Source organism: Microbispora amethystogenes, assembly GCF_016863015.1.
Classification (GTDB): domain Bacteria; phylum Actinomycetota; class Actinomycetes; order Streptosporangiales; family Streptosporangiaceae; genus Microbispora; species Microbispora amethystogenes.
This window is the reverse complement of the sequence record NZ_BOOB01000036.1, coordinates 108196-128441: the sequence shown is the minus strand read 5'-3', so window position 1 is coordinate 128441 and position 20246 is coordinate 108196. Positions and strand designations below refer to the sequence as shown.

General features: G+C 70.0%; 20 protein-coding genes. 16 read left to right on the top strand and 4 right to left on the bottom strand.

Going from position 1 to position 20246, the window contains the following annotated elements:
• Positions 1-6: 6 nt before the first annotated feature.
• The gene (locus Mam01_RS22835) at positions 7-2418 is read right to left on the bottom strand and encodes a glycoside hydrolase family 9 protein (protein ID WP_204287253.1); all 2412 of its coding nucleotides are present in this window, start codon (positions 2416-2418) and stop codon (positions 7-9) included.
• 126 nt (positions 2419-2544) lie between these two features.
• Positions 2545-5028, bottom strand: coding sequence for a glycoside hydrolase family 48 protein (locus Mam01_RS22830; protein ID WP_204287252.1), 2484 nt, complete (start codon positions 5026-5028; stop codon positions 2545-2547).
• Between the two features lie 365 nt (positions 5029-5393).
• Between Mam01_RS22830 and Mam01_RS22825 the strand changes: the two genes are divergently transcribed.
• The 6 genes from Mam01_RS22825 to Mam01_RS22800 all read left to right on the top strand — a co-directional run bounded on the left by Mam01_RS22825 (position 5394) and on the right by Mam01_RS22800 (position 9614).
• Positions 5394-5792 carry a phage holin family protein gene (locus tag Mam01_RS22825; RefSeq protein ID WP_117409578.1) on the top strand — a complete coding sequence of 133 codons (399 nt, stop codon included), beginning with the start codon at positions 5394-5396 and terminating at the stop codon, positions 5790-5792.
• Entirely contained in the window at positions 5789-6736 is a 948-nt protein-coding gene (locus Mam01_RS22820) for a DUF3618 domain-containing protein (RefSeq protein ID WP_204287251.1), read from the top strand. Before Mam01_RS22825 ends, Mam01_RS22820 begins: the two co-directional genes overlap by 4 nt.
• Positions 6733-7704: a YihY/virulence factor BrkB family protein gene (locus Mam01_RS22815; protein ID WP_204287250.1), complete on the top strand. Its 972-nt coding sequence runs from the start codon at positions 6733-6735 to the stop codon at positions 7702-7704. The genes Mam01_RS22820 and Mam01_RS22815 overlap by 4 nt, the downstream gene beginning before the upstream one ends.
• Positions 7705-7966: 262 nt before the next feature.
• A complete protein-coding gene (locus tag Mam01_RS22810) occupies positions 7967-8488 on the top strand; it encodes a phospholipase (protein ID WP_204287249.1) in 522 nt (173 codons plus the stop codon).
• A 96-nt stretch (positions 8489-8584) separates the two neighbouring features.
• Positions 8585-9016: an HIT family protein gene (locus Mam01_RS22805; RefSeq protein WP_204287248.1), complete on the top strand. Its 432-nt coding sequence runs from the start codon at positions 8585-8587 to the stop codon at positions 9014-9016.
• A complete protein-coding gene (locus Mam01_RS22800) occupies positions 9009-9614 on the top strand; it encodes a hypothetical protein (RefSeq protein WP_204287247.1) in 606 nt (201 codons plus the stop codon). The genes Mam01_RS22805 and Mam01_RS22800 overlap by 8 nt, the downstream gene beginning before the upstream one ends.
• A gap of 32 nt (positions 9615-9646) precedes the next feature.
• Here the strand turns inward: Mam01_RS22800 and Mam01_RS22795 are convergent, their stop codons facing one another.
• Complete coding sequence (locus Mam01_RS22795; protein ID WP_204287246.1) at positions 9647-10006, bottom strand: hypothetical protein; 360 nt, start codon at positions 10004-10006, stop codon at positions 9647-9649.
• 121 nt (positions 10007-10127) lie between these two features.
• Here Mam01_RS22795 and Mam01_RS22790 point away from each other — a divergent pair, with 121 nt between their 5' ends.
• The 10 genes from Mam01_RS22790 (at position 10128) to Mam01_RS22745 (ending at position 18613) form a co-directional block, all read left to right on the top strand.
• On the top strand, positions 10128-11309 hold the full coding sequence (locus tag Mam01_RS22790; RefSeq protein ID WP_204287245.1) for a sensor histidine kinase: 1182 nt from the start codon (positions 10128-10130) through the stop codon (positions 11307-11309).
• A gap of 85 nt (positions 11310-11394) precedes the next feature.
• Positions 11395-12144 (top strand): LytR/AlgR family response regulator transcription factor, encoded by a 750-nt coding sequence (locus tag Mam01_RS22785; protein WP_150932528.1) that lies wholly within the window; start codon positions 11395-11397, stop codon positions 12142-12144.
• Positions 12141-12512: a DUF485 domain-containing protein gene (locus tag Mam01_RS22780; protein WP_150931488.1), complete on the top strand. Its 372-nt coding sequence runs from the start codon at positions 12141-12143 to the stop codon at positions 12510-12512. The genes Mam01_RS22785 and Mam01_RS22780 overlap by 4 nt, the downstream gene beginning before the upstream one ends.
• A 29-nt stretch (positions 12513-12541) precedes the next feature.
• Positions 12542-14017: a sodium/solute symporter gene (locus Mam01_RS22775; protein ID WP_225311170.1), complete on the top strand. Its 1476-nt coding sequence runs from the start codon at positions 12542-12544 to the stop codon at positions 14015-14017.
• Between the two features lie 169 nt (positions 14018-14186).
• A complete protein-coding gene (locus Mam01_RS22770; RefSeq protein ID WP_150931486.1) occupies positions 14187-14483 on the top strand; it encodes an ArsR/SmtB family transcription factor in 297 nt (98 codons plus the stop codon).
• 8 nt (positions 14484-14491) lie between these two features.
• Entirely contained in the window at positions 14492-14773 is a 282-nt protein-coding gene (locus Mam01_RS22765) for a hypothetical protein (protein WP_150931485.1), read from the top strand.
• Between the two features lie 28 nt (positions 14774-14801).
• A complete protein-coding gene (locus Mam01_RS22760) occupies positions 14802-15614 on the top strand; it encodes a hypothetical protein (protein ID WP_204287244.1) in 813 nt (270 codons plus the stop codon).
• Between the two features lie 273 nt (positions 15615-15887).
• Complete coding sequence (locus Mam01_RS22755) at positions 15888-16232, top strand: DUF485 domain-containing protein (protein WP_204287243.1); 345 nt, start codon at positions 15888-15890, stop codon at positions 16230-16232.
• Positions 16229-17827 carry a monocarboxylic acid transporter gene (locus Mam01_RS22750; RefSeq protein WP_204287242.1) on the top strand — a complete coding sequence of 533 codons (1599 nt, stop codon included), beginning with the start codon at positions 16229-16231 and terminating at the stop codon, positions 17825-17827. Before Mam01_RS22755 ends, Mam01_RS22750 begins: the two co-directional genes overlap by 4 nt.
• A gap of 186 nt (positions 17828-18013) precedes the next feature.
• On the top strand, positions 18014-18613 hold the full coding sequence (locus Mam01_RS22745; protein WP_204287241.1) for a TetR/AcrR family transcriptional regulator: 600 nt from the start codon (positions 18014-18016) through the stop codon (positions 18611-18613).
• Between the two features lie 59 nt (positions 18614-18672).
• Here the strand turns inward: Mam01_RS22745 and Mam01_RS22740 are convergent, their stop codons facing one another.
• The gene (locus Mam01_RS22740; protein WP_204287240.1) at positions 18673-20226 is read right to left on the bottom strand and encodes a WS/DGAT/MGAT family O-acyltransferase; all 1554 of its coding nucleotides are present in this window, start codon (positions 20224-20226) and stop codon (positions 18673-18675) included.
• Between the last annotated feature and the right edge of the window lie 20 nt (positions 20227-20246).

The window sequence follows — 20246 nt, the reverse complement described above, 5'->3', positions numbered from 1 at the left end:
CGGGGGCTACGCGGGTGTGCAGGTGACGGGGGACGGGACGGATCCGTTGCCGTTGCCGGTGAAGCCGAAGCTCGTGGTGGCGCCGGGGGCCAGCGATCCGTTCCAGGACAGGTTCTTCACCGTGACGCTCGACCCGCTCTGGCTGAGCGTGCCGCTCCACAGCTGGGAGATGCTCTGGCCGCTCGGCAGCGTCCAGCCGACCGTCCAGCCGGTGATGGCCGCGGTGCCGGAGCTCTTCACGGTGACGTCCGCCTGGAAGCCGCCCTGCCACGAGCTCGTGATCTTGTACGTGGCGGTGCAGGCCTTGCCCTGCTGCGTCGGGGTGGCCGACGGCGACGGCGACAGCGGCGGGTCGCACGAGCCGGTGTTCTGCGGCGGGCAGGTCGGCGTCGGGCTGGGCGACGGCGACCGGGGCGGGGACGGGGAGACCGACGGGCTCGGCGAGGGGGAGGGGCTGTCGGACGGGCTCGCGGACGGGCTCGGCGACGGGGACTGCTCCGTGCCGGGCGCGTTGCCCCAGATCTTGTTCGAGCCCGAGTACAGCGTGATGTTCTCCACGGTCACCGGCGTGGACCCTGGCGTCGTCGCGACGCCCTTGTACGACCAGTCGTTCGACGGGTCCCACGTGCCCGAGCTGGCGATCCGGAACTGGACCTCGCGCCGCGACTGCGACTGCCCCTGCGGGGCGACGACCTGCCCCGAGCAGTCGATCGTGACGTAGTAGATCTTCCCGGAGAACTGCGTCGGGCCGGTCGGCTGCTTGCACTGGGTGTACGCCGAGCTCAGCGTGATCTGGCCGGGCGTGGTGTCGCCGTCGAGGGTGAAGTAGTAGCGGAACGAACCGTCGCTCAGCGCCCGCGCGGGCCAGGCCGAGTGGTTGACGACGAGCGCCTTGATCTCGGTGAAGGTCGAGCCCGTGGCGTTGACCGACGCCTGGAGGTAGATCTCCGGTCCGTCAGGGGTCTCCGTGCCGGGGAAGCCGGCCAGCGGCGTGCCGCCGTACTCCTTGACCAGCCGGACCAGCGCGCTGGTGAACCCGGCGTTGTAGTCGGTGGCGACCTCGTTCATCGTGTAGTCGCTGCGGCTGTCGGTGTAGGCGTCGTTGGCCGACGTCGGGCCGCCGACGAGCGCGCCGTACAGGATGTGGCGGCTCTGCGCCGGCTCGTTGAGGTTGTCGGACCAGGAGCCGTGCGCGGTCCGGTGGTGCGGGTTGCGCGGCGGGTTCGCGCCGAAGCCCACCATGTACGACGACTTGCGTGGGTTGTCGCCGAGCGCGTAGTTGATCTGGCGGACGGCGAAGTCGTGGTAGCGCGCCTTGCGGGTCGCGTCGGTCAGCCAGTCACTGTAGTCGAGCGCGACGAAGGCGGTGTTGGCCGCGTAACGCAGCGAGCCCCACTGGTCGAGCACGGCCTCGCCGCCGGGGGAGTAGGCGACCTTCTGCCCGTTGACGCCGACCGTCCACCAGTCGAGCCAGCGGTTGGCGTCGTCGGCGTACTGCTGCTTGCCCGTCAGCTTCGCGAGCAGCGCGTAGCAGCCGTAGGACTTGTCGTCCCAGGCGATCGTCCACTTGTACGACTTGGTGGTCGACTGCGGCTCGGTGCCGAGGCCGGAGTAGGCCGACTCGGCCTTCGCGAGGTAGGAGGAGTCGCCGGTGGCGCGGTAGAGCCAGATCGCGCCCCAGACCAGCTCGTCGTTGTACCCGCTCCAGGACTTGTAGTAGCCGGCCGCGTCGGTGATGCAGTCGCTGTACTTGCCCCGCACGGTGTCGGCGAAGGTGTAGAGCTGCTTGGCGTGGGTGAGCAGCTTGTCGGCGTACGCCGCGTCGGTGGGCCGGAAGACCATCGAGGAGGCGGCCATCGCGGCGGCGGTCTCGCCGGCCAGGTCGGAGCCGCCGCACGAGGCGTCGATCTTGTAGGCGGGCCGGGCCATCGGCAGCACCTCGGCCGGTCCCCACCACTTGTGGTCGTCGCCGCCGTTGCCGACCTGCCCGTACAGGACGTTCGCGGACGGGTGGGCCTTGATGAAGTAGTCGTTGACGAAGCGCAGGTTGTTGAGCAGGTAGGAGATCTGCCCGGACGAGGTGTAGGCGTCGCGGTAGTCGACCGCGCCCCAGGCGAGCATCGTCGTGCTGAACGCCATCGGCAGGCCGAACTTGACGTGGTCGCCCGCGTCGTACCAGCCGCCGGTCAGGTCGAGGCCGACGTCCTTGCCGTCGTTCAGGGCCGAGTCGCCGCGCCAGGAGACGCGGTTGGTCGACGGCAGCTTGCCGGACTGCTGGGCCTCGTAGAAGAAGAGCGACTTCTGCAGGGCCTCCGCGTAGTTGTACGCCGGGGCCGCCGCGGCGGTGGAGGGGACGGCGGCCGGGACGACCGCCGAGGAGATGATCAGCGCCGCCAGAGCCGGGAACGTACGCCGCATGGAGATGTGCCTCGCATAGGTGGGGGGATCGGTGGCGCGGCGGCGGGTCAGGCGCCGCCGCGCCCCGGCTTACTGGGGGTGCGGTGAAGGGTCAGGCGACACCGCACCCCGGTCTACAGGGCGTGCTCAGCCATTCGGGAAGAGCAGGCCGTACTGTCCGAGAGCGGTGGCGACGTCGGTCTGCGCCCAGAAGCGGTGGTAGCGGAAGACCGGCGCGGAGCCGCCGTTCAGGTACGACTGGACCTTCGGCCAGTCCGGGTCGTTCTTGTACCAGGACCGGATGGAGATGAAGGTCGAGTTGCTGTTGATCGGGTCGCCGTTCGGCATCTTGCCGCTCCAGCCGGACGGGACGTAGATCGGGTCGTCGAGGCGGTTGTAGTCGGCCTTGGTCTCGTTGACCGACACGCCCTTGGCGTCCTGGTTGTTCTTCCAGATGCCGTCCAGGAGAGCCTTGGCCGTGGCCTTGGCCTGGGCGTTGCCCGACTTGGCCGCGTAGAACATCAGCGTCTTGGCGTAGGAGCCGGCCACGCCGATGTCGTCGGTGTAGTCCCGGATGCTCACGTGCAGGCCGGAGTTGGCCGGCGGCATCCCGGTGCCGCTGAAGCTGGCGTCCGGCTGACCGGTCCACACCAGCGTCGAGGGGATCTGGAAGCTGCCGTCGGAGTTCACCGTGGTGCCGGCCAGCGCCCAGGCGACCCACTTGTCGAGGATGGCCTTGGCGTCGGTGTTGCCGCTGGCGTAGTAGAGCTCCGCCACGCGCTCCATGCTCCAGGCCTGGAAGCCGAACCACTGGTTGGACGGCGGGTCGTGGTAGACCGGCTGCCAGTCGTAGGCCATGCCGAAGAACTTCGGCAGACCGGACGGCGGGGCGGCGTAGTGGCCCTCCCAGCTGTTGGTCGCGCCGCCGGCGATGCCGCCCTCGGCCGACTGCAGCCACTTGTAGAACTGCAGCTGGCGGGTGAGGCTGGTCGACCAGTCGGTGACCGCGGTCGAGCCCTTGGGCTTCAGCGCGTTGACGTTCGACAGCGCCCAGGCCGCCAGCGGGTTCTGGTAACCCGAGTGGTTGTGGCTGGAGCCGATGCGCCACGCCCAGCCGGCCGACGTGTCGTACGCGCCGCCCCAGGCGTAGTACCAGGACAGCAGGTAGTTCGACGCGTTCTTACCGGTGCCCGCAGGGCAGGAGGTGCTGGTGCAGTTGGGCTGCTTGAAGTACTTGTCGTACATCGAGTAGCGCAGGTAGTCGCCCATCTTCGCCGCGTTCGAGACGGAGGTGGAGATCTGCGACTGCTTGCCCTGCTCGGTCGCCCAGGTCAGCGCCCAGTAGGCGGCCTGGACGGCGCGGGCGTCGGCGTCCGGCGCGTTCGTGTACTTCCACTGCTTCGCGTACGACGCGTCACCCGTGAACAGGTCGAGGAACCCGTTCGGACCGCCGAACTTGAAGGTGTCGCAGGACGGCTGCGGGATGGTCTCGAAGACCGACTCCTCGGGGCCGCGCTGGTAGGTGTTGATGTACGCCGGCTTGGTGGTGCCGTCGCCGCAGCGGCCGAAGCCGTAGGTGTTGTCGACGTCCAGCAGCCAGTGCATGCCGTAGATGTCGGAGGTGCCGTACGCGCTCTTCAGCTCGTTCGCGATCGGGTCGGTGCCGACGCTGACGCCGCTGTCCAGCTTGGACGGGTACCCCGAGATGTCGTTCCACTCACCCGCGTACGTCGCCGGCTTGCTGGGGTCGTACTTGTCGTTGGTCGGCTGGTCGGCGCGCGCCGGGATGATGTACTTCTCCATCGACTGCCACGCGGTGTTGAACTTCGACCAGTCGCCGGTGACCTTGCCGTACATCGCCTCCAGCCACAGGTAGTAGCTGTAGGCCTCGGACGTCGTCTCGTGGCCCTGGTCCGGCGCCTCCACGAGCAGCGTCTCGACCGAGTGGTACGGCACGCCCTGCGGCGAGAAGTACCCGTTGGCCGGGTCGTGGATCTTGTTGTACATCGTGAGGAAGTTCTTGACGTACTGGTTGTCCGTCCCGGGGCTCGTCGACGGCGACGCGGAGGGGCTCTGCGACGGCGACTGCGACGGGGACTGGGACGGCGACTGCGACGGGGACTGCGACGGGGACTGCGACGGGGACTGCGAGGGCGACTGGGACGGCGACTGCGACGGGCTCTGGGTAGCCCCGCAGGTCACCCCGTTGACGGAGAACGAGGCGGGCTTGTTGTTGCTGCCGGTCCACGTTCCCTGGAACCCGACGTTGGTCGTCGCGCCGGACCCGAGGTTGCCGTTCCACGACATGTTCGTTGCCGTGACGGTCGTGCCGCTCTGGCTCCAGTTCGCCGACCAGCCGTTCGACAACTTCTGCCCGTTGGGGAAGTTGAACTTCAGCGTCCAGCTGCTGATCGGGTCGCCCAGGTTCTTGATGTCAAGGCTGGCGGTGAAACCGCCGGAGCCCGAACCCCAGGAGTTGAGCGCGTACTGGACATCACAGGCCACGGCGGCGGACGCAGGCGTCTGCGTCAGCCCGACGAGGAGGCCACCGGACACGGTGGCGGCCGCCAGCAGGGCGATCCGTCTCCGCGATCGTGGGAGCGCTCCCGTGCTAAGAGCTCTCGTTCGCATTTGCGGGGGGTCTCCAAAAAGAATAGGGGTGGGAAGCATCGGATGAAGAAATGCCAGGTAGCGGATTCGACAGCCGATGCGGGCAGGGGTGGATCTGAACCGATACGATGGGAGCGCTCCCACCTCAGGATTGTGGATTGGGCCCCCCGTATGTCAATGACGCGTTGCGGGAGCCTCACGCTGTAACCGTGCGGTGCGGTGAGCCGAGGCCCCTTGCTGGCCTTTTGCCGGTCCGTGACAAAAAACGTGTGCGTACGGAACTGAAACTTTCATCTGTTCCGGCCTCACCGTTCACCCCGGGGACGGCGGTGGTTAGGGCTCTTGGCTGTGGGTAGGCGCTTCCCAACCTGGAAGGGAGGCAGGCCATGACCATCCAGAAGGAGTCGCCGTCCACAGGCGATCTCGTCCGCCGGTTGTCCGAGGACGTCTCCCGGCTGATCCGCGACGAACTGCGACTGGCGCGGCTGGAGATGACTCGCAAGGGCAAGCGCGCCGGCATGGGCGCCGGCCTGCTCGGCGCCGCCGGCGTCGTCGCGTTGCTCGGCGGGGGTGCCCTCGTGGCCACGGCGATCCTGGCGCTCGCGTTGATCCTGCCGGCCTGGGCCGCCGCGCTGATCGTGGGCGCCGCGCTGCTGGCGATCGCCGGGCTGCTCGCCCTGGTGGGCAAGGAGCAGATGTCCCGGGCGGCGCCGCCCACTCCCGACGAGGCGATGCGCAGCCTCAAGGCAGACATCGACGTCATGAAGGAGAGTGCGCGCAGATGACCGAGACCGACCCCGGTGCGGCCCGGCCCAACGCCGGGACCGTGGGAGTGCACAGACAGGACGTGTCAGAGCCGGTCACCGAGCCCGAGTCGCTCAACGCCGTACGGCAGGCCAGGCCCGGCCCGGAGCCCGTCGAGACGGCGAGGGACACGAGGACCGAGACGGGGAAGAGAACCGGCGAGCACGAGAAGGGCCACGACGAGATCTCGGAGGTGCGCCGGGACATCGAGCGCACCCGCGACGACCTCGGCGACACGATCGAGGCCCTGGCCGCGAAGGCCGACATCAAGGGGCGGGCCCAGGAGCGCGTGCACGCGACCATGACCGCGGCGCGGGCCAGGGCCACCGGAGTGGCCGGGCGGGTGCGCGAAGCCGCCCCGCCGCACATGCGCGAGGCGGCCGGCCGGGCCGGTGAGCAGGTCAGGAACCGCCCGGACCTCCTGGCCGCCGCCGGAGCCGTCGCCGCCGCCGGGGGCGCGGTGCTGCTGCTGCGCCGGGTCACCCGGGGCGGGGGCCGTACGGCGAAGACCACCGGGCTCGGCATGCCGATCTTCCTGAGCAGACCGGGCGGGCTGGGCAAGCGGGGTGGGATGGTCAGGCGGAGCCTCTCCGCGAAGGCCGGCCTGCCGGCGCGGATCCGTCTGTACGGCAAGAAGACCCGCATGCGCGGCCGCCCGGCGATGTTCCGCACGACGCCCGGCAAGGGCGTGTTCGGGAAGAGCATGTTCGGCCGCGGCGGTGTCTTCGGCGGAAAGGCCATGTTCGGCAAGGGCACGTCCGGTAAGAGCATGTTCGGCAAGGGCATGCTCGGCGGGAAGGGCATGTTCGGGAAGAGCGCGTCCGGCAAGGGCGTGTTCGGCGGGAGCCGCACGACGCGCGGAGCCCGGATGTTCCCGGCCGCGAAGCACAACAGCACGTTCACCCGGAGGTTCGCCCACCGATGACCGACCCCGAGGACGAGCAGGGGCCGCTGGAGAGGCTGTCGCGACGCGACTGGATCGGGGTCGCCAAGCGCACGGCCAAGGAGTTCAAGGAGGACAACGTCCAGGACTGGGCGGCTTCGCTGACCTACTACGCCGTCCTTTCGATCTTTCCGGGTCTGATCGTGCTGGTGTCGATCCTCGGCCTGCTCGGCCAGGACGCCATCGGCCCGCTGCTCGACAACGTCAAGTCGCTGACGCCGGGGCCGGTCCAGGAACTGCTGCAGACCGGCCTCGCCAACGTGCAGCAGCACCAGGGGACCGCCGGCGTGTTCGCGATCGGCGGTCTGCTGCTCGCGCTGTGGGCCGCCTCCGGCTACATGGGCGCCTTCATCCGGGCGACCAACGCCATCTTCGACATCAGGGAGGGCCGTCCGTTCTGGAAGGTCACCCCGCTCCGGGTCGGGCTGACGCTCCTGCTGGTGGTCCTGATGGCGGCCTCCGTGCTCGCCGTGACCTTCACCGGCCGCCTCGCCGAGATCGCCGGAGGGATGCTCGGTCTCGGGCCCGCCGCGGTCACGATCTGGGGCATCGTGAAGTGGCCGGTCCTGGTGCTGCTCGCGACCGGCATGATCACGCTGCTCTACTACGCCGCGCCCAACGTGCGCCAGCCCGGTGTGCGCTGGCTCAGCCCGGGCAGCCTGCTGGCCGTCGTGGCGTGGGTCGTGGTCTCCGCGGGCTTCGGGCTGTACGTCGCGCGGTTCGGCTCCTACAACAAGACGTACGGCACGCTCGCGGCGGTGGTCGTCTTCCTCATCTGGCTGTGGCTGTCGAACATCGTCATCCTGACCGGAGCCCAGCTCGACGCCGAGCTCCAGCGCGGGCGCAGGATCGCCGACGGCGAGTCCCCCGCGGAGCCGTACGTCGATCCCCGGGATCCCCCCAAGGAGCCCGTCCCGGAAGAGGGCCTGAGCGAGTCCCGCACGGGCTGACGGGGCGCGTCCGCACAAGGGCCGCCGTCGCCGGGGTGTGACAGGCCGGGATACGGTCGTCGCGCCCCGGCGATGGGGAAAGGCTCAGAAGAAGGCAGAGCTCACTTACAAGAACACGTTTTTGCTGTAAAGAGCGATTGTTCACGAACGTGCGCCGTGATCTCGATCTGGTCTGGCGCGAGAATTTCCGAATACATGGGCTCATTGTTGGGCGGTGGCAGATTCCTGCCGTGAGAGCACCCCCCACCCAAAGGCAGAGCCCATGGTCAAACGCGCCCTCACCGCCGCCGCCCTCTCCTTCGCCGCGTTGCTCGCGTCGCCTCTCCCCGCACACGCCGTGACCCTCGAACAGAAGCTCGCGGCACTGTCCACCTTCACCCAGGCCACCGCCTCCAGCGCCGCCAGTTGGCGCTCGGCCTGGCAGAACCAGTCGGGCTGGGCCGACTACGCCTTCGACTGGTCGACGGACCTGTGCTCCAGCAGCCCCGACCAGCCGCTCGGGTTCGACTTCAGGATGCCCTGCCGCCGGCACGACTTCGGCTACCGCAACTACAAGGCCGTGAACCAGTTCTCCGGCAACAAGTCGCATGTGGACGACGCGTTCTACTTCGACATGAAGCAGGTCTGCGCGGGATACTCCGGCGTCAGCAAGAGCACCTGCGACGGCCTCGCCTGGACCTACTACCAGGCGGTCAAGCAGTTCGGCGCGCTGAATGTCACTCAGGCGCAGATCGAGCGGGTCCAGAAGGACGCTCAGCGGGCCGCGAAGAACGCCCAGGAGTAGATCCCTCGGGGTGCCGGGCATCCGCCGTACGCCGGCCGCACGGAGACGGCGGCGGATGCCCGGCCTCCGCGCGGCGCCCCCGGCGGTTGACCCAGAATGGACCCCGTGGACGGCTGCGTGTTCTGTGAGATCGCGGCGGGGGAGCGGCCCGCGCGGGTGGTGCTGGACGACGAGGTCGCCGCCGCCTTCCTCGACACCCGCCCGGTGTTCAAGGGACACGTGCTCGTCGTCCCGCGCGGCCACGTCGAGACCCTCGCGGATCTTCCACCGGAGGAGGTCGGGCCGTTCTTCGCCCGGGTCCGGGCCGTCACGCGGGCGGTCGAGGCGGGCACCGGCGCGGCCGGCACGTTCGTCGCGATGAACAACCGGATCAGCCAGAGCGTCCCCCACCTGCACGTCCACGTCGTGCCGCGCAACCGCAAGGACGGCCTGCGCGGCTTCTTCTGGCCTCGGGTGAAGTACGACGGCGACGCCGAGATCGCGGACTACGCCGCCCGCATCCGCGCCGCGCTGGACGCCGGTGAGTGAGGTGCCGGACGGGACGGTGTCCGTGCGCGCCCTCGTCCGCCTGATCCTGACGGCCGTCGTGGTCGTGGTCACGACGACCGGAAGCGTGGCCGACGGCCCACGTCTGTATCTGAGCAACTCCCCCTATACGGACGACGAGGTCTCGATCGGTGTCGTGCTTCCCGGCGTCGTCGCCCACCGGCCCTATTCACTGGGCGGCTGGGTCATGTGCGTGGACGGGCCCGGTGCGGCCGTCATCGACAGGATCGACCTGATCAACCCAAGTGGTGGAATCGCCTTACAGGCGTTCTCGTTCCGGCGGCGAGGTGACCACCCCATGCTCGGCAACTCCGAGCGGCCGCTGACCGAGCTCGGCTTCCCGGCCCGCGGTTCCGCCGTCACCACGGTCTGCGCGAAGAACGGGGAGTCCCTCGGCACGGAGCTCGGCCTGCAGTACGGGAAGACCGGTGACGCCACCGCGCACGCCGAAGGCGTTCGCGTCCACTACACGTCGGCGGGCCGCCGGCGCACCGTCGACCTCGCCCTGGACGTGTGGCTGTGCGCCCCCGGCGACATGAGCACGGAGCAGTGCCGGGAGACGTACGAGAACGACGAGTAGCCGCGCGCTGGTCGCCGTCGCGCGCGGATCTGTCACCACTGCCTGTACGGCTCCCACAGGACCGCGAGCGCCGCCACGGTCGTGAGGGCCGTGAGCTGTATGATCACGATTTCGTCGCGTCCACGCCGCCGGCCGGCGACCAGACTGGCGATCAGGATCGTGGCCATGACGGCGAAGGAACCGTAGGCGACGGCGGAGCGGAAAGCCATCTCCGCCTGCCACTGCGCGAAAGCAGGGTCCCCGCCCGAGCAGAACACCGTGCCGCCGTCGCACAGCACGCCGCGGTCGCGTGCCCGGCGGATGGCGAACCCCGCGGTCATCAGCAGGACGAGATCCATGATGAGCACCGCGACGGCGGTGACGACACGATCGATGAACCCGCCTGTCTTCACGAGGACGAGCCTAGAAGGCACGCGGCTCCGGCGTGCTCGTCCGGGCGTTCCGGCGACCGATGAGGACCGCTCACCGCCGCGCGAGCGGGCGCCCGGTAGACGGGGGGTAGGCTGCGGCGGCGTGGAACCGGTCGTCACGGCGCTCGTCGTCGCCGTCCTCGTCAGTGTGCCGGCCGTCGTGCTCTGGCGGGTCCTGCGCGGCCGGCGCGACCTCGGCAGCAGCCCCGCGGAGCGGGCGACCTTCGAGACGCTGCACACCGCGTCGCTGGCCGCGCCGCCGCTGCGGGCCGGGCTCACCCAGGCCGGCGCGCTCAAGGCGTCGCGGCACCTGCGCGAGCTGCTCGGCTCCCCGGCCATCGCCATCACCAACGGCGAGGAACTGCTCGTGTACGACGGCGCGGGCGACCACCACGCCGCCGACGCGTTCGAGCACGCCGCGGAGACGCTGAAGGACGGCCGCACCCAGGTGCGGGCGCTCGCCTGCGCGCTGCCCGAGTGTCCCGTCCGGCACGCCGTGGTCGTCCCGCTCACCACGGACGACCGGGTGGTCGGCTCGCTCGCGGCGTACGGCGACCACGCCTCGGCCGGTCTGGTGCGGGCGGCGCAGGAGGTCGCGCGGTGGGTCGACTCCCAGCTTGAGCTGGCCGAGCTCGACCGGTCCCGGACGATGCTGATGGAGGCCGAGGTGCGGGCGCTGCGGGCGCAGATATCGCCGCACTTCATCTACAACTCGCTGACCACGATCGCGTCGTTCGTCCGCAGCGACCCGGAGCAGGCCAGGGAGCTGCTGCTGGAGTTCGCCGACTTCACCCGCTACTCCTTCCGGCGGCACGGCGACTTCACGACGCTGGCCGAGGAGCTGCGGTCCATCGACCGCTACCTGACCCTGGAGCGGGCCCGGTTCGGCGACCAGCTTCTGGTGACGCTGCGCATCGCCCCGGAGGTTCTGCCGGTGGCGGTGCCGTTCCTGTGCCTGCAGCCGCTGGTGGAGAACGCCGTACGGCACGGGCTGGAGGCGAAGCCCGGCGCCGGCCGGATCACGATCATCGCCGAGGACGACGGAGCCGAGTGCGGCATCACCGTCGAGGACGACGGCGTCGGCATGGACCCCGAACGGCTGCGGCGCGTGCTGGCCGGAGAGGACCGCTCGGGGGCGGGCGGCATCGGCGTCGCCAACGTCGACGAGCGGCTGCGCCAGGTCTACGGAGACGAGTACGGGCTGGTCGTGGAGACCGGCCCCGGCGCGGGCACCAAGGTCACGGTGCGCATCCCCAAATACCACCCCGGAGTGTCGGTGCTCTGACACCGTCTCGTGACACGCGCAAACGTTGACTTCCGGTCGTCCTGGTCATCACTCTCTAGAGCATCGGCCGGTGAAAGGGGTGATCGTGAGCGGCCTGCGGGTCCTGGCGGTGGACGACGAGCAGCCCGCGCTGGAGGACGTCGCCTACCTGCTCAGAGCGGACCCCCGCATCGGCGAGGTGCTGACCGCCCGCGACGGCGCCGCGGCGCTCAAGCTGCTCGACCGCGCCATCGCGGACGGCAGGCCGGTCGACGCGGTGTTCCTCGACATCCGCATGCGCGGGCTCGACGGTGTGGTGCTGGGCCGGTTGCTGACCCAGTTCACCCGTCCGCCGAAGATCGTGTTCGTCACGGCGTACGACGACCACGCCGTTGACGCGTTCGAGCTCAAGGCCGAGGACTACCTGCTCAAACCCGTACGGCCGGAGCGGCTCGCGGAGGCGATCCGCCGGGTCTGCGGCAGCCGCGGCGAGCCGGGGGAGGGGCCGCAGGCCGACACCATCCCGGTCGAGCTGGGCGGCGTGACCCGGTTCGTGGCCAGCACCGAGGTGCGGTACGTCGAGGCGCAGGGCGACTACGCGCGGCTGCACACCGCGACCGGCAGCCATCTGGTCCGCATCCCGCTGGCGACGCTGGAGGAGCGCTGGGCGACGGCCGGGTTCCTGCGGGTGCACCGCAGCCATCTCGTCGCGGTCAGGCACATCGACGAACTGCACATCGACTCGGGCAAGTGCGTGGTGCGCGTGGGGGACACCGAGATCCCGGTGAGCCGGCGGCACACGCGGGAGTTACGCGACCTGCTCGTCCGCCGGGCCCGCAAGGGCCAGGCCCGGTGACGGGCAGGCCGCGCCGGGTGACGGTGACCAGCCCGCGCACGGCGGCGGCCCGCCGGCCCCGCCATCCGCTCACCCGGGAGATCGACGAGCAGACCCGCCTGGGTGAGGTCTACATGCGCTCCCTGGTGCGTACGCAGTTCCGGCTGGCCCTTTTCGTGTGCACGGTGCTGGCGTGCGTCGTGGGCGGGCTGCCGCTGCTGTTCCTGCTGGCCCCCGAGCTGCGCGCGGCCGAGCTGTTCGGGCTGCCGCTGCCGTGGGTGGTCCTGGCCGGGCTGATCTATCCCGCGCTCGTCGTCGGGGCCTGGCTGTACGTCCGGCAGGCCGAGCGCAACGAACGCGACTTCGCCGACCTCATGGAACGCCGGTGAGGACGTGCGCCGGTGAGGACGGTGCGTAGGTGAGTCAGATCACCGCGGTCGGCGTGGTGCTGCTGGCGACCGTTCTCATCGGCGCGTTCGGCATCCGGATGTCCCGCACCACCTCGGACTTCTACGTCGCGTCCCGCACCGTCTCGCCGCTGTGGAACGCCTCGGCGATCGGCGGGGAGTATCTGTCGGCGGCCTCGTTCCTCGGCGTCGCGGGGCTCATCCTCACGTTCGGCGCCGACATGCTGTGGCTGCCGGTCGGCTGGACCGGCGGCTACCTCGTGCTGCTGGTGCTGGTGTCGGCGCCGCTCCGCCGTTCGGGGGCCTACACGCTGCCCGACTTCGCCGAGGCGCGGCTGGAGTCGATGGCCGTGCGGCGGCTGTCGAGCGTCCTCGTCGTGCTGATCGGCTGGCTCTACCTCATGCCGCAGTTCCAGAGCGCCGGGCTGGTCTTCCGTACGATCACGGGGGCGCCGCCGTGGGCGGGCAGCCTGCTGGTGGCGGCGGTGGTCGCGGCGAACGTGCTGTCGGGCGGCATGCGGTCGATCACGTTCGTGCAGGCGTTCCAGTACTGGCTGAAGCTCACCGCGCTGGCGCTGCCGCTGGTGTTCATGCTGATGGCCTGGTGGTCCGGCGGCGCGCCGGGGCTCGCCGCCGGAGACGAGTGGGCGCTGCCGCTGCACGGCCGCGACCACCCGGTGTACGAGACGTACTCGATGATCCTGGCGACGTTCCTCGGGACCATGGGACTGCCCCACGTGCTCGTCCGCTTCTACACCAACCCTGACGGCCGGGCCGCGCGCCGCACCACGCTCGTCGTGCTCACGCTGCTCGGCGCCTTCTACGTGATGCCCGCCGTGTACGGCTACCTCGGCCACGTCTACGGCGTGCCGGCGGGGGACACGGTCGTCCTCACGCTCCCCGGGCGGCTGGTGGGCGGCCCGGTGGGGGAGTTCCTCACCGCGCTGGTGACTGCGGGGGCGTTCGCGGCGTTCCTGTCCACCTCGTCGGGGCTGACGGTGTCGGTCGCCGGGGTGATCGCGCAGGACATCCTGCGCGGCGGGGTGCGCTCGTTCCGCTACGCGACCGTGCTCGCGGTGGTCGTGCCGTTCGCGCTGGCGGGGGTGGCCAGGTCGCTGCCGGTGGCGACCGTGGTGGGGCTGGCGTTCGCCGTGGCCGCCTCGTCGTTCTGCCCGCTGCTCGTGCTCGGCATCTGGTGGCGCAGGCTGACCACGACGGGGGCGTTCGCCGGGCTGCTGGCCGGGGGAGGGCTCGCCTGCACCGCCGTGGTCGTGACGATCAGCGGCGGCCCGCACACCGGCTGGGCGGGGTCGCTGCTGGCCGAGCCGGCCGCCTGGACGGTGCCCGTGTCGTTCACCGTCATGGTGACGGTGTCGCTGCTGACACCCTCGCGGGTGCCGCGCGGCGTGGCCCGCACGATGGTCCGCCTGCACACGCCGGAGACGCTGAACGTCGACCGCGGCGACTGGCGTCCCCGGCACATGTAGCCCGGCGTTTCCCTGTGGTCCGGCGTTCTCCTGGGGGCTGAGGGACATCGCAACGAAAACCGGTTTCGCACGATCACGCCCCGCCGTTCGGTGTACGAGGCTGTTCCAAACACACTTACATGTGTAAGTTACGACTGACACGTGTCAGCACGAGCTAGAAGGGAGCGTCATGGGCTCCGATCTTGTTGGGGTGCTGGCAGTGCTGGCGAGCCCGCAGCGGCTGCGGTTGATCGCGGCGCTGGCCGGTGGCAGCAACTACGTCAGTCAGTTGGCTCGTGAGCTCCAGCTGAGCCGGCCGTTGGTGCACATGCACCTGCGCCGGCTGGAAGAGGTGGGGCTTGTCGTCGGCCGGATGGAGCTGTCCGCTGACGGCAAGGCGATGCGGTTCTTCGATGTCGCGCCGTTCGCCTTTCAGCTCACCCCGGAAGCGATCCAGGACGCGGTACGAACAATGGAGGAGAAGTGACTCAATCGGTGGACGAGAGCATTGATCTGGTTGCTTGGCAGGGCACCTTCGGATTTGTGATCACACTCGCCGTGGTAGCCCTGCTGGCGGTTTACGTGACCAGGCAGTGGCGCCGCGCGTGGGAGGCCCGGGCCGCGGTCGACCGCGACAACGCGTTGCGTGATCTCGCGGTGAAGTCCCTCGCCGCCCAGCAGGCACAGGCGGATGAGATAGCTGCGCTGCGCTCAGAGTTGGCTGCGGTCAAAGCGGACACGGGCGGTATACACGAGCTGCTCCGCAGCGTGAGCTGACATGCGAGGAGTTCTGCTATGGGCGGTCGTGTCCTTGCTGGTGGCGGCCTCAACGCTCGCGCTGCTGACGTTCACCTACTTCTGGCGGTCGCCGGCCTATTACCCGCAGCCGCCGGCGACATCCCCCGCGGAAGCGCGCATCATTCCACGGTCGCAGTACTCCGAAGAGCACCGCCGTCCCTACACCTACCGCCATGGCAACGTGGTCGTCTTCGGGGCTGAGCACAAGCCCGCATCCGTCGATCGGCAGCTCCGGCAGATCGACGAGATGTGGCGGGAGCTGCGCCCCACCGTTGCCCTGGTCGAAGGCAGGTTGGGATTCCTCGCGCCGGGTTTTATGGATCCGGTGGAGCACTATGGCGAGTCGGGTCACGTGTACGCGCTGGCCAAGAAGGACGATGTGCAGGCGTACACGTGGGAGCAGCCGCTTGACGAGCACATCGCCTATCTCGCCCGCGTGCACGCGAAGGACCGGGTAGCGCTCTTCATGGTGTTAAGGCCCTACTTCAGTAAGCTGCGGTTTGGCAAACCTGAGTCGCCGGAGGCCTTCGTGGAGGAGTTCCTCGGCCGGGCGGATCACCCGGCGATACGCGGAGAGATCAATAGCGTCGCCGACATCGACCGCATCTGGCGGCGCGATTTCGCCGGCGGCAAAGACTGGCGGGACGTGTCCGACGAGACCGTTCTCCCCGGTTATCTCGAGCGACTGACCGAGGATTCCAATGATCAACGCAACAGGTATCTGGTCCGCCTTGTCTCCCATCTCAGCGCCCAAGGCGAACGAGTGTTCGTGATCTGCGGCTCCAGTCACGCCGTAGTGATAGAGCCGGCCTTGATGTGACAGTTGCTGCCGATGGTCCACCGTTCGTCGGGTGAATCGCTCGGGTATGGCTTGCGCTCGCTCACCCCGCCTTCGCACCGCGACGGCTGAAGCGTTTCACGTACCGCGGTGGCGTGACCGTTCGGCGCGCGCAACCGACCATTCGTCGCATTGTCGCGCCATGTGAACGATCCGGCGACACGGCTGGGCGATGCGGCGGTCCCCGGGGCTCGTCGGCGGGTGCACCACGCTCCTACGTTGTGGTGATTCAGATCACTTGCCCAAGGAGATCTTGTGACCGTCCAGCACGATCCATCGGTCTATGAGCGTATACAAGCGGGTGAGCAGTTCCAGGAGCTGCGCCGCCGCTACCGGTCCTGGGCCTTCCCCATGACCATCGCCTTCCTGGTGTGGTACCTCCTCTATGTGCTTTTGTCGGGCTTCGCCCGGGATTTCATGGGCACCAAGCTGTTCGGCAACATCAACGTCGCCCTCGTCTTCGGCGTGCTGCAGTTCGTCTCGACGTTCCTGATCGCCTGGGCGTACTCGCGGCACGCGGCGGCGAAGCTCGACCCGCTCGCCGACGAGCTGCGCACCGCGGCCGACAGCCGCGACGAGGTCGGGGAGGGCGCCAAGTGAGTCACGAGACCCTGTCCACGATCCTCTTCGTGGTCTTCGTCGCCCTCACGCTGGGGATCACGTTCTGGGCCAGCCGCAACACCAAGAGCGCGGCGGACTTCTACGCCGGGGGCCGCTCGTTCAGCGGCCTGCAGAACGGCCTGGCGATCGGCGGCGACTACATGTCGGCCGCGTCGTTCCTCGGCATCGCCGGCATCATCGCGCTGTCGGGCTACGACGGCTTCCTCTACTCGATCGGCTTCCTCGTCGCCTGGCTGGTCGCGCTGCTGCTCGTCGCCGAGCTCATGCGCAACTCCGGCAAGTACACGATGGCCGACGTGCTGGCGTTCCGGATGTCCCCGCGCCCGGTCCGTACGGCGGCCGGCGTGTCGACGATCGTCGTCAGCATCTTCTACCTGCTCGCGCAGATGGTCGGCGCGGGCGCCCTGGTCGGGCTGCTGCTGGGCATCACCTCGCAGGCCGGCAAGATCTGGACGATCATCGCGGTCGGCCTGCTGATGATCATCTATGTGGTCTTCGGCGGCATGAAGGGCACCACCTGGGTGCAGATCGTCAAGGCCGTCATGCTGATGGTCGGTGCCGCCCTGATCACCCTGCTCGTGCTGGGCAAGTTCGGCTTCAACCTGTCCGGCCTGCTCGGCGACGCCGCGACGGCGAGCGGCAAGGGTGAGGCCTTCCTCACCCCCGGCCTCAAGTACGGCACCGAGGCCCAGGGCATCTGGGGCAAGATCGACCTGATCAGCCTCGGCCTGGCCCTGGTTCTCGGCACCGCCGGTCTGCCGCACGTCCTCATCCGCTTCTACACCGTGCCGACCGCCAGGGACGCCCGCAAGTCGGTCCTCTGGGGCATCGGCATCATCGGCGTCTTCTACCTGCTGACGCTGGTCCTCGGCTTCGGCGCGGCGGCCCTGGTCCACGGCAAGATCGACAAGTCGGGCAACACGGCGGCGCCGCTGCTCGCCCAGGAGATCGGCGCACAGGTCTTCGGCGACGTCGGCGGCACGGTGCTGCTCGCGGTCATCGCGGCGGTCGCGTTCGCCACGATCCTCGCGGTCGTCGCCGGGCTCACGCTCGCCTCGTCCTCCAGCTTCGCCCACGACCTGTACGCCCACGTGTTCAAGCGCGGGGACGTCACGGAGCGGCAGGAACTGGTGGTCGCCCGGGTCGCCGCCTTCGTGATCGGCGCGGTCGCGATCGCGCTGAGCATCTTCGCCCAGTCGCTCAACGTGGCCTTCCTCGTCTCGCTGGCCTTCGCGGTCGCCGCCTCGGGCAACCTGCCGGCGATCCTCTACAGCCTGTTCTGGAAGAGGTTCAACACGGCAGGCGCGGTGTCGGCCATCTACGGCGGCCTGATCTCCGCCGTGGTGATGGTGATCTTCTCGCCGGTCGTCTCCGGCGCCAAGACGGCGATGTTCCCCGACGTGGACTTCCACCTGATCGCGCTGTCGAACCCCGGCATCTTCTCGATCCCGATCGGCTTCCTGTGCGGCTACCTCGGCACGATCCTGAGCAAGGAGTACAACGCGTCGAAGTACGCCGAGATCGAGGTCCGTTCGCTCACCGGCATCGGCGCCGAGCAGGCCACCGGTCACTGAGGCGAACCCCTGAGGCGAACCCCTGAGGCGAGCCACTGAGGCGAACCACTGACACGGGACGCCGGCGGCACCCCGCCGGCGCCCCCGTACGCCCGGCCGCGGGCCACCCGCCCGCGGCCGGGCGTATGACTGCCCTGTCCCTCGCGTCATGGTGCTGGAGCACCCGCTCTGGTTAGGGTTCGGTCCGTGGACCACCCCCTCCAGACCGCCAAGGCCTGGTCGCGTACCCGGAGAAGGGCGCGCCCGCAGGACGGCGACGCCCGCACCCGCATCCTCGACGCGGCCGAGGAGCTGTTCGCGGGCGGCGGCTACGAGGCGACGCCGACGGCGCGGATCGCGGAGCTCGCCGGGGTGCCCAAGGGGCTGGTCTTCCACTACTTCCCGCGCAAGATCGACGTGCTGGTCTCGCTGGTGGACGAGCGCACGGTCGTCACGGAGGAGGAGGTCGAGGCTCTGCCCGGCGACGCGGCGGGCACGCTGTCGCGGCTCGCCCGCCGGCTGCCGCTGCGGGCGTCCCCCGCGATGCGGCGCATCCTGTTCCGCGAGGCCGACACCCACCTGTCCGTACGGGAGCGGCTGGGCCGGCTCAACAGCGAGATCATCCGCAGGGCGAGGTTCGCCCTGGAGCTCGCCCTGCCGGGCGGGCGCGGCGACGCCGCCCGGGTGGAGGCCGCCGCCGCCACCTTCGCCGCGGTGCTGCTGTACCAGGAGAGCATCTGCCTGCTCACCGGTCACCACATCGACCCCGACGCGGTGGCGGAGCTGATCGCGGGCGCCCTGCACTGATCAGCCACCGATCGGCCGCTGATCAGCCGCTGGTCTGTCATCGGCCGGGCACCGGTCCCTCAGGCGGGCACCTTCTCCTCGCGCTCCTCCACCTGTTCGAGCTCCTCCGGCGACTCCCGCTCGCGGTTTCCGTGCGGCGGCGCCTCGTCGAGCAGCGTGACGAGCTCGTCCATCGCCTCGCGCAGGTGGCCGGTCACGCTCCACACGTCCGGCACCCGGGTGGGGCACACGACGACGCCGAAGTCCAGCCGGTCGTCGTACGACGCGCAGGTGATGCTGATCCCACCGGTGGCGTCGGTGACCACCGACAGCGGGTGATAGGAGAGCATCCGCGCCCCGCACAGGTAGAGCGGCACGCGCGAGCCGGGCACGTTCGACACGATGAGGTTCACGCCCGCCCCCGCCACTCCCGCGAGCCGGAACACGAGCGGCGTGGCCAGCGCGGCGAACGCGTTCGGCACCAGCGCGCACACGTCGTCCAGCCAGCTGCGGTGGGAGACGGCGAAACGCCGCTTGGCGGCGGCCAGCGCGGAGCGTACGGCCGCCAGGCGCTCTCCGGGACGGGCGACGTCGGTGGCGAGCGGCGTGATCATCGCCGAGATGCGGTTGCCGACCCGCCCGTCGGTGGGGCCGGGCGGCGATCCCGCGGCGCGCAGCGCGACCGGCACGGCGGCGACCAGCGGCCGGTCGGGCAGCGCGTCGTGCGCGAGCAGCCAGCGCCGCAGCGCCGAGGCGCACAGCGTCATGACCACGTCGTTCGGGCCCATGCCGAAGGCCCTGGCCACCCTCCTGACCTCCGTGAGCGGCACCGACCCGAAGGCGACCGCGCGCGCCCCCGAGATCGGGCCGTTGAACGGCGTGCGCGGCGCGGCCAGCGGCGGCGTCTCCGGCAGCCTGCGCGGGTCTCCCGCGAGCGCGCGGGCGGCCTGGGCCACCAGCCGCGCGTCGGGCAGCGCCGACACCACCGGGATCGTGTCCAGGTCGGCGGCGGCGCGGGCGAGCGAGCACAATGCCTCCACCGGCTGCACGATCGTGCGGGTGATCGCCCCGGCGAGCATCGCGAGCAGCCCCGGCGGCCGCGGCGGCTCGGGGCGCGGGCTCGCGGGCGCGGGCGCCTGCGCGAGACGCGGCTGCGGCGAGGGGTCGAGCAGCGCCGTCAGGATCTCCGACCCGGTCACGCCGTCGATCGCGCAGTGGTGCACCTTCATGTAGAGGGCGACCCGCCCGCCCGCGAGGCCGTGGATGAGGTGCGCCTCCCACAGCGGACGTGTCCGGTCGAGCCGCCGCGCGTGGACGTCCGCCACATATGCCGCGAGCTCCCGTTCGCCGCCGGGCGCGGGCAGGGTGGTCTCGTGCACGTGCGCGCCGAGGTCCACGTCCGGGTCGTCGATCCAGTACGGCCGGTCCAGGCCGAGGGGCACGTCGGCCAGCCGCATCCGCAGCGGCGCGGCGAGGTGCAGCCGCTCCCGCAGCAGGGTGAGCAGGGCCTCGCGGGTCAGGCCGCCGGAGGGCGAGGTCGACGGGTCGAAGACGGCCACGCCCGCCACATGGGCCGCGGTCGTCGCCGACTCCACGGACAGGAACTGCGCGTCGAGTGCCGTCAGCTGGCGCATCTCGTCATCCTCCTGGCACC